The organism is Sporosarcina sp. SAFN-010, from assembly GCF_059415065.1.
Map to the genome: position 1 here is coordinate 119,321 of NZ_JBPFDS010000007.1, position 13,063 is coordinate 132,383.

The window sequence follows — 13,063 nt, forward strand, 5'->3', positions numbered from 1 at the left end:
GAAAGAGCATTTTGTTTACTAAAATGCAGGGGTTGGGGAACTCCTTTGTGATTTTCAATCAATTAGGTGTTGCAAAGGAGTACCAAGATTATAGTCAACTTGCTCAAATAGTCTCTAATGTGAGTTTCGGTATAGGGTCTGACGGCATCATTCTAATATGCTCTTCGGACATAGCAGATTTTCGAATGAGAATTTTTAACGTGGATGGATCGGAAGGGAAGAATTGCGGAAACGGTTTACGATGTGTAGCAAAGCTTCTTTTTGACCAAAAGTACGTTACTACATCTTCTTTTACCATTGAAACGTTGGGTGGGGTAATGAGTGTTGAGGTGGAGGCGGATAAAGAAAAGCAGGTGCAGTATGTAACTGTGGATATGGGGGAGCCCGAATTACTTAAAAATAAAATACCGATGCAAGGTGATCCATGTATGGTATCTGTGAACGATCCGCATTCTTTTGGAGACGATGTCTATCAATTGACTTGTGTATCCATGGGAAATCCACATGCCATCATATTTGTAGAAGATGTAAAAAAAGTACCGCTAGAAAAAATAGGGCCCATAATTGAATGCTCAGATTTGTTTCCAGAACGAACAAATGTCGGCTTTGTTACTGTGAAAAACAGCCAAGAAATTGAGTATCGAGTGTGGGAACGGGGATCCGGCATGACGATGGCTTGCGGAACAGGCGCTTGTGCTGCAGTAGTGGCTGCTACATTAAACGGTATGTTGGATAGGGATCTTCCGATAACAGTTCACCTCCCCGGAGGAGACTTGACAGTAAGATGGGATGAACATGGCCGCGTGTGGAAAAGAGGAGAAGCAACATATATTTGCCACGGAGAATTGATGACTTACACCAATAAGTTCAGTTCGATGATCAATGAAAACGAAGAGTAAAGAAAAACGGGGGTTATAACTATGAACAGTCAATCTATTATAGAGTTGGCAAAGGAGCAATCTGTAAGGTACATTCGCCTACAATTTACGGACTTATTCGGAACGATTAAAAATGTTGAGATCCCAATCAGTCAGTTGCCAAAAGCACTCGATAACAAAATGATGTTTGATGGCTCATCAATTGAAGGGTTTGTAAGTATCGAAGAATCTGATATGTATTTATACCCGGATTTAGATACATTTATTGTCTTACCTTGGACAGCGGAAAAAGGGAAAGTTGCACGTCTCATCTGTGATATTCATCATCCAGATGGAACGCCATTTGCAGGTGATCCTCGCAGTAATCTAAAAAGAATTTTGAACGAAATGAAAGAACTTGGGTTTACGGATTTTAATGTTGGACCGGAACCGGAATTCTTCCTATTTAAACTGAATGACAAGGGTGGCCCATCACTGGAATTGAATGATCATGGCGGTTATTTTGATGTTTCACCAATTGACTTAGGAGAAACCTGCCGTCGTGATATCGTGTCGGAACTGGAAGAAATGGGGTATGAGATTGAGGCTTCCCACCATGAAGTAGCACCTGGCCAACATGAAATTGACTTTAAATACCAAAGTGCCTTAAAAGCCTGTGATGATATTCAAACCTTTAAACTTGTAGTGAGAACCGTTGCCCGTAAACATGGGTTGCACGCAACATTTATGCCTAAACCGGTATTTGGCATAAACGGATCTGGAATGCATTGTAACTTGAGCTTATTCAAAAAAGACCAAAATACTTTTTATGATCCAGACGGTTCGCTAGAAATAAGTGATACTGCAAGAAATTTTGTGGCAGGAATTCTGAAGCATGCACAGGCTTTTACTGCAATAACAAATCCTACGGTTAATTCCTACAAAAGGCTAGTTCCTGGGTATGAGGCTCCATGTTATGTGGCTTGGTCAGCAAGAAACAGAAGTGCACTAATTAGAATTCCTGCATCACGTGGAATGAGTACGCGTGTAGAAGTTCGTAGTGTGGATCCTGCCGCAAATCCATATTTGGCTATGGCTGTCCTATTAGCTGCGGGATTGGATGGTATAAAAAATGAGTTAACACCTCCTGAAACAATCAACCAAAATATCTATGTGATGTCAAAAGAGCATCGCGAAAAGTGTGGAATCATTGATTTACCGGCTAATTTAGATGAGGCACTCAACAATTTAAAAGCGGATGAAGTGATGACTCACGCACTAGGTAGACATTTGTTGAACCGGTTCATAGAAGCAAAACAAATCGAATGCGATAGGTATAGGATACAAGTTCACTCATGGGAACGCGATCACTATTTGTAGTAGTACGAATGAATAGAAGAATGGTGGAAAAATTTAACGAGAAGGAGTAAAAGCATATGTGTGGAATAACGGGTTGGATTGATTGGCATCAAGATTTGACACAGCAAGGTTCCATTGTGGAAAAGATGACAAATACATTGGCAAAACGAGGTCCGGATGCTTCGAATATATGGAGTTCGCGTCATCTGTTACTTGGTCACAGACGGCTTGTAGTTGTCGACCCTGCTGGAGGTAAACAGCCGATGGTAATAGAAAAAAACAATCATACTTTTACGATCGTATATAATGGTGAGCTCTATAATACAGAAGAAATAAGAAAGGAATTATTGAAGAGGGGGCACTCTTTTCAGTCTTATTCCGATACGGAAGTGTTATTAACGGCATATATCGAGTGGAGAGAAGATTGCGTAAAGCATCTAAATGGAATTTTTGCTTTTGCTGTTTGGGATCAACACCGGGAGCAGCTTTTTATGGTAAGAGATCGCCTAGGTGTCAAACCTCTGTTTTACCGTGAAGAAAATGGATCGCTCTTGTTTGGTTCGGAGATTAAAGCCATACTGGCACATCCTAAAGTGAAAACGGAGGTGGACCGGGATGGTTTGCAGGAAGTGTTTGGGTTAGGACCCTCTCGAACGCCAGGTCATGGTGTCTTTCGGGGCATTCATGAACTTCGCCCAGCCCATGCACTGACTTTTAATCGAGATGGAATGAAAGTTTGGCGTTATTGGAATGTAGAGAGCAGAAAGCATCAACATTCGTTAGAAGAGACGGCCGAACAAGTAAAAATCCTTGTTAAGGATGCCGTTGAGCGCCAGTTAGTTGCAGATGTACCTGTTTGTACCTTCCTATCTGGAGGAATAGATTCGAGTGCGATTAGTTCATTTGCTTCGGAATTCTTTAAAAAAGAGGGACGCGATACCCTTCGTACGTACTCCATTGACTATGAGCAAAACAATCAACATTTCAAAGCGAGCTCCTTTCAGCCTGATCAAGATGAGCCATGGATACAAAAAATGCAACAATATTTGGGGTCTATTCATCACTCGGTTATTATAAAAAATGATCAGCTCGCAAATTTGTTGGAAGACGCTGTAATGATGAGAGATTTGCCTGGCATGGCGGATGTAGACTCCTCATTGTTATGGTTTTGCGAACAGATAAAACAAGATTATACCGTTGCTTTATCTGGTGAGTGTGCAGATGAAATCTTTGGCGGATATCCATGGTTCTATAAAGAAGAATCGCTAAATGGAAAGGGGTTTCCGTGGATACGCTCCCAATCGGAGAGACAGCAGCTGTTGCTTCCACATTGGCAAAAGAAGCTCGATTTAGAAAGGTATGTGAGGGACCGTTATAACGAAACGATAAGGGAAGTGCCTCATCTAGGAGGAGAAACCCAAATAGAAATGCGACGCCGGGAAATGTCATATTTAAATATGATTTGGTTTATGTCTACGCTTCTAGAGCGAAAAGATCGCATGAGTATGGGATCGAGTTTAGAAGTGCGGGTTCCATTCGCTGATCACCGTATCGTAGAATATGCCTGGAACATACCATGGGAAATGAAAATGTTGAACGGTCATGAAAAGGGGATATTACGAAAGGCGTTAGACGGAGTATTACCAAATGAAATTCTTTATCGGAAAAAGAGTCCGTATCCTAAAACACATCACCACATCTATATGGAACTAGTTAAAACCAAGTTGAATAACATTCTAGATAATAAGACATCCCCACTACTAGAACTCGTGTCAAAACAAAAAGTCAAAGACATCCTCGATTCAGATGGGTCCTCGTTTAAAGATCCTTGGTTCGGTCAACTTATGACCGGCCCCCAACTCATTGCCCACCTTGCCCAAATAAATATGTGGTTAGAAAATTACAACATAAACATCATTGATAACTAGTCTTCCGGGGTGCATGACTCACACACATATATGAAAGTTATACCGAATAATAACACGACGGCAGACTAGACACTTCTATATAAGAGTGTAGGTGTTTTTTAGCATAATTTTTTTAAAGAATGATCTGTTCCAATGCGTTCTGTTGAACAGACTTTCGACTGAAATTTCACATTCTAAAGGTATTACACCAGCATTACAAAAAACACGTCAAACCCTTTGAAAATAGGGGATTGACGTGTTTTTTGCTTATTGAACTATGCGTTAGAAAAAATTCTACTCACTTACTAATGATCAATATTCGTCCTGTTGAGTCTCACCTTGTCAAAGAGTACGAACGACGGTGAGTTTATCCTGTATCGGAGTCCTTGGTCTAGCTTCAGGAATGTTATCAGGATATCCGATTTGTAGTAACCCAATTAGCTTTTCGTTCGGGTTTAGCCCGATGTTCGTTCTGAATTCGGGTCTAAAAGTATAAGGATCTGTCAGCCATTTTACGCCGATACCACGTTCCCATGCCGCAAGTTGAAGGTTTTGGACGAAAGTACCGGCTGCGAGCATATCTTCCTCCAACTGCCGCTGACGGTCATCCTCTTTAATGATGACGGCCAAGTAAGCAGGTACTTGCATAAGTTTCACAGGATCCTTTGGCTTTCTGGCGCTTTCTGCAATTTTATTAATCAGAAATTGCTTACCTTCTCCTACAAACAATATGAACCTCCAAGGCTCTCGAAGTCCATGATTAGGAGCCCAACTTGCTGTATTTAGTAATTCAAGCAATAATTCTTCCTCAATCGGATCGGTCTTGAATTGCTTTATTGTTCTTCTTTCTTGAATAGCTTTAGATACTGGAAATGTACTATTTTGCATGATAACTCTCTCCTTTATATTTATACTAATAAGCTAACGCATAAGGCAAGCAAAGGGGGAGACCACTGCGAGGATCTAATATAATATCGCTTTTAATACCGAACACGGATTGTAGCACTTCTGGGGTCATTACTTCCGCAGGACTGCCGCTATTAATGACACTTCCATCTTTGATGGCTACGATATGGTGTGCAAAACGGCTCGCGTGATTGAGATCGTGAACGACCATAACAATGGTCCTCTGTTCCTCTTCGTTTAGCTTTTGTAGCAAATGCAGTACTTCGATTTGATGGGCCATATCTAGAAAGGTAGTTGGCTCATCTAAGAACAGTACTGGAGTTTGTTGTGCAAGTGCCATAGCAATCCAAGCCCTTTGTCGTTGGCCACCGGAAAGCATGTCCACTGGACGGTTAGCAAATTCCATCATATTGGTGATTTCTATTGCCCATGTGATCTTTTCCTTATCCTCTGCTGTTAATGACCCGAAACCAGACTGATGTGGAAATCGACCATAAGATACAAGCTCTGTTACTGTTAGGCCGTCAGGAGCAGTCGGGTTTTGAGGTAACACTGCTAGCTGTTTTGCTACATCCTTCGTTTTCTGCCCATGAATGGATTTACCATCGAGGTAGACAGCACCCTTTTTTGGTTTATGCAGGCGTGCCATCGTTTTTAATATCGTTGATTTCCCAGAACCATTGGCACCGACTAACGCCGTGATTTTTTTCTCAGGGATATGCAATTGCAGTTCTTCTACAATGATACGTTCTTCATAGCCAATTGTTAGTGCTTCTGTTTGAATCATTTTACATCTCCATTCCATGTGCGGGAGAGACAAAATTATTCCTCTATTTCTAACCGCACAGTGCTATTGAAATACCTCTACATTGTTACTTTCCAAGATTCTCTTTAATAGCTTCCATTCCTGCAACCTGCCCTAGGAAAAAAGTATCTCCAACAAGTGTATCGACTGAGTATACTTGATCGTTTTTAACTGCTTTTAGGTTATTCCATACCGGATTATCCGTCCAGATATTAATAAGCGCTTGTGGATCGTCTGGGTTCATTTGTCTGCGGTTTTCTGCAATAAAGATATGGTCTGGAGAAAATTCACTTAATGCCTCAATGCCGATTCGGCCGCCAATCTTTCCTTCAAGCGGGAGTCCTTCTACAGGTTTAAGACCAACTTCTTCATAGTAAATCGGGAAATTGTTGGGATGAATAACGGTGAAATCTTTACCGTTAGATACAAGGAACAAAACGGTCTCATCCTTATGGTCGGCTGCCACAGTTGTCGCCTCTTCTTTAAGCTTATCGAATGAAGCGATGACTTCCTCGGCTTTCTCCTCTTTGCCAACAATTTCTGCAAATTTTCTAAGTCTAGTAGGAGCATCTTCGGTGAAATCAATGACAACACTGTCGGCCATCTTATTAAATTCATCGAATTTATCCATTTTATTGGAGCTTGTGTTACTCATAACGATCAGGTCGGGCTCTAGCTCAAGCAACGTTTCAAGATTTGTCTTACCTCCGAGATCGGTCACATCTTTACCTTCTGCATATTTGTTGAAGATAGGGGACTTGTCTTTTGTTCCAAAGCCCTCTGACACAATTGGTGCAATATCCAGTGCGAGTAAGTAGTCTGTTGCCATAATATCGACGCTGGCAATTCTCTTAGGTGGTTCATTAAGTGTGAGTTCACCCTTCTCGTGCTCGATAGTACGTGGGAATCCAGATTGTTCAGAGCTCTTCTCGGAAGTCGCTTCATTATTTGTATTTGAATTAGAGTTATTTGTTTCATCGGTTCCGCATGCTGTAAGAGCAAGTGAAGCTGAAAGTAGCAATGTTATGATGGTTTTGTTCTTAGTCATAGTATAATATCTCCAATATCTTTAAATTTGGTTTAACCTTTAGTTCTCATGAGTAGGTAGATAAAGTACGGACCTCCGAGTAATGAGATAACTACACCCGCAGGGATTTCTGTATATTCCATCAAACTTCGCCCGATTGTATCGCCTGTCAGAACAAGTAATGCGCCAACAAATGCAGTAATAGGCAACATAAATTGGTGCTGTGGGCCAACCAATCGGCGTGCAATATGAGGACCTAGCAGGCCAACAAACCCAATGCCACCGCCAATGGCTACACTGGCAGCCGCTAGACCGACAGCAGCGGCGAGTAATACAAGACGTTCTCTATGGATTGAAACGCCTAAGCTTCCTGTAATTTGTTCATGCATGTTAAGCATGTTGAGTATTTTGGACTTCCAGTAAACAAAGGGGAGCAAGATAACTATCCAAGGTAGCAGTGCAATAACAAATTTCCAGTTAGAACCCCATAAAGACCCGATTTGCCACGTTACTACGAACTCCAAGTTCCGTGGGTTTAGCTGAAGCGTCAATATGATGCTAACTGCACTTAAACCTGCTCCAACCGCTATACCCGTAAGAAGCAAACGTGTAGGTGAAATACCGTGCCCTTTTTTATAAGACAAAATATAAATCAGGATAGCGGTTAAACCTGCACCGACAAGAGCAAGAAATGGCATAAAGAAGGGTGGTGCCATATTGTTACTAGGATAGAAAGATACAAACAATAATACAGCCAACCCAGCCCCAGAGCTGATGCCGAGGATGCCAGGGTCTGACAATCCATTACGTGAAATTCCTTGTAGAACGGCCCCTGATACAGCTAGTCCCATCCCCATTAAGACAGCGATAATCATGCGGGGAAGGCGAAGGTCAAACAAAACTATGTTTTGTTTTTTGGACCCATTCCCCATCAAAGTTTGCAGTACTTCCATAGGGGGGATGCTGTAACGTCCAACATTTAAGCTAATGAAGAAGCCTACGATGAGTAAAGTGAACATGATAATTACAAGCTTGATACTACGTTTTTGGCGGAGTGGATTGAACAACTCTGTGTTCATTACAGCTCCCTCCTTTCCTTGCGGGCTAGGTACAGGAAGAATGGAACGCCTATTACGGCGATAACTGCACCTAGTGGCGTTTCATAAGGAGCAGCGATCAGCTTCGCTGCAATATCAGCAAAGATGACTAGTACAGCTCCCACCACTGCTGAGCAAGGAATGATCCAACGATAGTCCACGCCAACTAGAAATCTGACAATATGAGGTACCATTAAGCCGATAAATGCAACGCCACCTACTGTAGAAACGGATGCTCCTGCAAGTACCATAATTACAACCGTTCCTAATCCTTTTACCAACTTCGTTCGCTGTCCGAGTCCAGATGCTATTTCTTCGCCAAGACTAAGAACAGTAATGGAACGGGAGAGAAGCATTGCTACAATTAGTCCACCTATAATCCATGGCATCATAACAGACACTTGAAACCATTCGGCTGTTGAAATTCCACCAGCTGACCAGAATGCTAAATCGTAATTGATCTGAAATAGTAAGGAAACAGCCTGGCTGATACCCGTGGTTAGAGAGCCGACTACGACCCCAGCAAGTACCAACTTAAGCGGTGACATACCGCCCTTTGACATGAAAGCAATTCCATATACGAGCAAAGCGCCAAGACCTGCCCCGATAAATGAAAAAAGAATGATGAATTTAAACGGTAAAGCAGGAAGGAAAGCAAAAACGAGAACAAGTGCCAGTCCAGCTCCAGCGTTAATGCCAAGCAGGCCGGTATCAGCAATTGGATTGCGAGTCATTCCTTGTATGATCGCTCCGGAAACCGCGAATGCAGCTCCCACTAATGCACCAGCCAATGCGCGTGGCAAGCGTAGTTCACGGATGATCGTATGTTGTTCATTGCTTACATCGTAATTGGTCAAAGCTTGCCAGATCGTTTCGTAAGATATGTTGGCTACACCCGTTAAAATCGAGAAACTGATACCAAATAAGGTCAATAACAGTCCGAGTACGATAATGATGGTTGCCATCCATGGACGCGTTCGGATAGGTGGTTTATCAATTTTGTTCGATGGATTCAACATAGTAGGCACACGCCCCCACAATAATCGCTGAGTGGATTGCAATTTTTTTCAGCTGTGCAAGTGTAGGAGTGGAGACGACCCGAACGACCTTGGCATAACCGATATGTAGTAGTTGGAAAAACTTTTTTCTGGGCATGACGCCATATACTGCGAGAATTTTTTGGCGATAAAAGTGCTGTTTCATAACCCATGTGTTTACGTTTCCTTTTTCTCTTTCCAACGAATAAGAGAAAGGGCATCATCTTAATACTTCCCAGAGTAGATCCCCGGGTTGTTAGTTTAAGAGGTTTGCAAATATGTTTCTCTGAAAGTACGATAGGTTTAAACTGTCTGATCACGTTACGCTCTAGACTAGTTTCGTCTATTGGGATAGATGATGCGTTCATGTCTTTTCTCCTTTAATAAATCATTGATAATGATAACTATTATCAATTAAGATTCTACGAAATAAACTTTTAAATAGAAATAGCAAATCCTGATTATTTAGATGTACAATCCTCTAAATATCTTATTCAGATGAGAAATAAAAAAGTGCCTCCTCAATTGACCTCTCATGACCTACCGCAGAATAATGTAACCATGGACATAATCTAGCATGATGGACTTGACCTGAAATCTGCACAGGCGTTTCTTTTTCAATGGGATCGTCACCCAGGAGTAATATGTGATCTGCGTTGAACTCGTTTAATTCTGTCAAATTTTCGATATCAGAGAAAGCGAATCTGTCTGTACCGATTGGCGCGTTCAGCTGTAAATCACCGTATAGAAAGCGTCCGATTTTACGTCGATTAGCTCCACATACACGAATTTTTTCGTCATGTACTAATGCTACCAACACGGTTTGGTCACCAAGTTGGCGATGAATGCGTTCTCGAACAGCTGCAACTTTTTGTTCGTAGTAACTCAGCCAATATTCCGCGATTTCTTCTACTTGAAGGATGGTTGCTAGTTCACGTAAATGCTCGCGCCAAGTGAAAGGCTTGTATGTTAGTAGATGAGTAGGAGCGATCTTAGCTAGTTGGTCATACATAGGCTTTGCATTGTCGATACCAAAAATCAGTTCTGGTTTTTCTCTGCTCAGCCATTGAAATTCCATGCCAGATGTATCGTGATCTCTATAGACCTCCTTCTGGTCATCTCTGTTCCAGAAGGGAATCAGCATATCTCTCGGGACCCCTAGTGCGAGAAGGTTGTCATAAAGTGGTGGGTTTAAAACAGCTATTTTTCGTTGTAGTAATTGGCGATAACGATTAGGAGGAATGCCAACAACCTTTTTAAATATACGGCTAAAATAGTACACGTCTGGATAGCCAACAGCATTGGCAACTTCGCGAATTGAGGCGTCTCCTGCGACCAGTAGTTGTCGTGCTTTTTCTATTCTATTTCTAGTTATGTATTGCAACGGACTAAGTGAAGTAGATTCTTTGAAAAGTTTAAAAAAGATGGTTGGTGTTACACCAGAGTGGCGAGCCATGTCTTCAACCTGGAAATCATCGTTATAATGTAGATCCATATGATGAATAATGTTCTGGAGCTCTTTTTTAATATTAGGTTCTTCAACAACTTCACCTGCTCTAATAGCCTCCCAAAGTTCAAGCCAGGCGATATGAAGGGGATTAGTGAATCCTAAGCTATTCTTCCATAGCCGATGTAAGTGATTGAACCTTTGTCGTATGAATGGGATCGGTTGAACACGTATCTTGCCACTAACAGGTGGGGGTGCGTCTTCAATGTTCCAGTTGTCATTCAATCTAGAAACACTGGCTGAAGAAAAGCGTATGTAGTAAGCAGAAATAGGCTCCGTAATAGGTGTAACGGAATAGGATTCTGTTCCTGTAGGTTGTACAAACATGTCTCCATTCTTCAAAATCCCATTAAATAGTGTGGATTTAATGTTGACTCTACCTTCCAGGATGTAGATCAAATGATGATTTTTAGAATTTGGTTGTTTCCATTCCTCAGTTATCTCAATAAGATGCATTTCCTCAATAACAGCAAGACATGCTAAATCGTGAATTTGTTTCATATACGAAATCTACTCCTTTAGAACGGGTGGAATTGATAATGAAAATCATTATCAATTCCACCCATTGTAATACACTGAATATTTATGTGCAACCGAGTATGGTGATTGAGTAGAGAATACAGTGAAGGTTAATAAAATGACTTCAGATTAAAAAAGGTACCTATGCACGAAACTATCATGAATGATTAAACAATCACGAAAGTCCGAGGCACAGGTACCTATGGTTATGTAGGAGATTTTGCAGAGTTGAAACTAATTCGGGGAGGATAAGAGTGAAGAAAACCTTACAATAATTAAATACATGACCACCTTCAGTGATAGAGATTGAATGACTAGCTGTCCCTAGGTATTAAATTCACTGGATTGATAGTTGAATTGCCTGAAGCATTTTAGATGAGAACTTGAATGACAATTGAATAAAAATCAAAAAGCCCTTACCAGATTGTTGAACGGTTTGGGCTTCATTTTTATCTAAATTTATGCTTAGGGTATTGAAATTTCCTTCGGTAGAACTACAGTAATTACCTACACCATAATATTACGGGCCACCTTCTATTACTCAAAATATAACAATCCTATAATACATTTTTTGAAAAAATCAAGCTAAATAAATTACCAAATATTACATCTATGTATATAAATGTTGAAATGGTATATTGATTACGTTGTTTACAATTTGATTACATTTTGTTTACACTATGTTTCAATATTTTATCATTCTACTAGTTTTATGGCATGCACGGACGTCAAAACAACTCCAAAAAGAAAGGATGTGAAAAAACAGATGCTGAATCTGTACACGGTAAATCTTGCAGAGAATAAGGCAGGTAATTTAGTAGGGGAATGGATTTCGCTTCCAACAGAAAAAGAAATGATTGATGCTCATCTGAATGCAGTGCTGGGGATTAATAAGGGGATACTCATTCATGATTATGAAAGTTCCTTCCCTATTGAGGTTGGTGAATACGATGACATCTATGAGTTAAACCGTATAATGCAGTATCTTGAAGGGGTTGCAGAATCAGAAAGGCAAATTATCGCCCTGATAGCCAAAACTAAAAGTATGGAATTGGAACAGGTCATACAGGTACATCAAGATGGCAAGTATATGGCTTTTAATTGTCATAGTTTGAATGAACTTGGACACTACCTTAATGACGAAGGTTTTCTCTCCTATGAAATTCCTAAAGAAGTCTTGGATTTCGTTGATATGGAAAAACTCGCAGCCAATTGGTTAAACACAGGTGAATACATAGACTTATCTGATATTGGTTTTTACATCACATATTAAAGCTTTTATACCAACACACATACGCAGAATAGAGGACTTATAACATGACTAAGAAACAATCAAATGAAAAAGCAAAAAAACCATTTTATAAAAAATGGTGGGTATGGATTCTTGCAATAATCGTTGTTATTGCAGTATCAACTAGCGGAGACGATGAAGCAGCAACTTCTGATACAAATACCCTAAAAGAACAACCTGCTAAAGCTGAAACACCAAAAAAGGCAAAGCCTGAAAAGAAAGAAGCAAAGGTTGCGGGTATTGGTGAAGTGGTTAAAGTAGGGAAGGTTGAATTTACAGTGAATAGCACATCAACGGCAAAGAATGTTGGTGGCGAATACGGACAAAATGCACAAGGTACATACTTACTTGTTAACGTAACTGTTAAAAACACAGGTAATGAATCGATCACAACTGATACGTCGTTCTTCCAAATTAAAGCTGGAGAAAAAACATATGATGCTGATAGTACTGCATCCATCTATGCGAACGAAGCAACTGATTTCTTCCTTCAGCAAGTGAACCCTGATTTATCAGCAACGGGCGTTGTAGTCTTTGATGTTTCAGACGAATTGATTGCAAATCCTGAACTAATGCTTCAAGTGCAAACTGGATTCTTCGGTACTGAAACGGGACTAATCAAGATTGCACAGTAAAAAAATCCGTTAATAAATAGATGGTGGTTTGTCAGGTTTAACCTTTCAAATCACTATTTTTTTATGTAATAACAAACAGTAAGAAAAACATAAAGACAACATAGAGGTGTGGAGAC

The 13,063-nt window shown here is 40.6% G+C and carries 11 protein-coding genes; 5 read left to right on the forward strand and 6 right to left on the reverse strand.

The features are described 5' to 3' along the window. Positions 1-8 precede the first annotated feature (8 nt). From dapF to asnB, 3 genes are read left to right on the forward strand one after another with little or no spacing between them, the layout of a single operon-like run. Positions 9-899, forward strand: coding sequence for a diaminopimelate epimerase (dapF, locus tag ACR65F_RS09940; protein WP_440504358.1), 891 nt, complete (start codon positions 9-11; stop codon positions 897-899). A gap of 21 nt (positions 900-920) precedes the next feature. Further along, entirely contained in the window at positions 921-2,237 is a 1,317-nt protein-coding gene (glnA, locus tag ACR65F_RS09945) for a type I glutamate--ammonia ligase (protein ID WP_440504305.1), read from the forward strand. Positions 2,238-2,293: 56 nt separating this feature from the next. After that, entirely contained in the window at positions 2,294-4,144 is a 1,851-nt protein-coding gene (gene asnB / locus ACR65F_RS09950) for an asparagine synthase (glutamine-hydrolyzing) (protein WP_440504306.1), read from the forward strand. Positions 4,145-4,465: 321 nt separating this feature from the next. On the opposite strand, the gene ACR65F_RS09955 is transcribed toward asnB, so the two are convergent. The 6 genes from ACR65F_RS09955 to ACR65F_RS09980 all read right to left on the reverse strand — a co-directional run bounded on the left by ACR65F_RS09955 (position 4,466) and on the right by ACR65F_RS09980 (position 11,003). After that, on the reverse strand, positions 4,466-5,011 hold the full coding sequence (locus ACR65F_RS09955) for a nitroreductase family protein (protein ID WP_440504307.1): 546 nt from the start codon (positions 5,009-5,011) through the stop codon (positions 4,466-4,468). A 25-nt stretch (positions 5,012-5,036) separates the two neighbouring features. Then, positions 5,037-5,816 carry an ABC transporter ATP-binding protein gene (locus tag ACR65F_RS09960; RefSeq protein ID WP_440504308.1) on the reverse strand — a complete coding sequence of 260 codons (780 nt, stop codon included), beginning with the start codon at positions 5,814-5,816 and terminating at the stop codon, positions 5,037-5,039. An 85-nt stretch (positions 5,817-5,901) separates the two neighbouring features. Next, positions 5,902-6,882 carry an ABC transporter substrate-binding protein gene (locus ACR65F_RS09965; RefSeq protein WP_440504309.1) on the reverse strand — a complete coding sequence of 327 codons (981 nt, stop codon included), beginning with the start codon at positions 6,880-6,882 and terminating at the stop codon, positions 5,902-5,904. Between the two features lie 32 nt (positions 6,883-6,914). Continuing rightward, positions 6,915-7,940, reverse strand: coding sequence for a FecCD family ABC transporter permease (locus ACR65F_RS09970; RefSeq protein ID WP_440504310.1), 1,026 nt, complete (start codon positions 7,938-7,940; stop codon positions 6,915-6,917). Continuing rightward, on the reverse strand, positions 7,940-8,977 hold the full coding sequence (locus ACR65F_RS09975) for a FecCD family ABC transporter permease (RefSeq protein ID WP_440504311.1): 1,038 nt from the start codon (positions 8,975-8,977) through the stop codon (positions 7,940-7,942). Before ACR65F_RS09975 ends, ACR65F_RS09970 begins: the two co-directional genes overlap by 1 nt. 508 nt (positions 8,978-9,485) lie before the next feature. Further along, positions 9,486-11,003, reverse strand: coding sequence for a helix-turn-helix domain-containing protein (locus ACR65F_RS09980; protein WP_440504312.1), 1,518 nt, complete (start codon positions 11,001-11,003; stop codon positions 9,486-9,488). Positions 11,004-11,787: 784 nt separating this feature from the next. Here ACR65F_RS09980 and ACR65F_RS09985 point away from each other — a divergent pair. Together ACR65F_RS09985 and ACR65F_RS09990 are read left to right on the forward strand one after the other, a co-directional pair. Then, complete coding sequence (locus tag ACR65F_RS09985) at positions 11,788-12,294, forward strand: antirestriction protein ArdA (RefSeq protein WP_440504313.1); 507 nt, start codon at positions 11,788-11,790, stop codon at positions 12,292-12,294. A gap of 44 nt (positions 12,295-12,338) precedes the next feature. After that, the gene (locus ACR65F_RS09990; protein ID WP_440504314.1) at positions 12,339-12,947 is read left to right on the forward strand and encodes a DUF4352 domain-containing protein; all 609 of its coding nucleotides are present in this window, start codon (positions 12,339-12,341) and stop codon (positions 12,945-12,947) included. Positions 12,948-13,063: the final 116 nt, after the last annotated feature.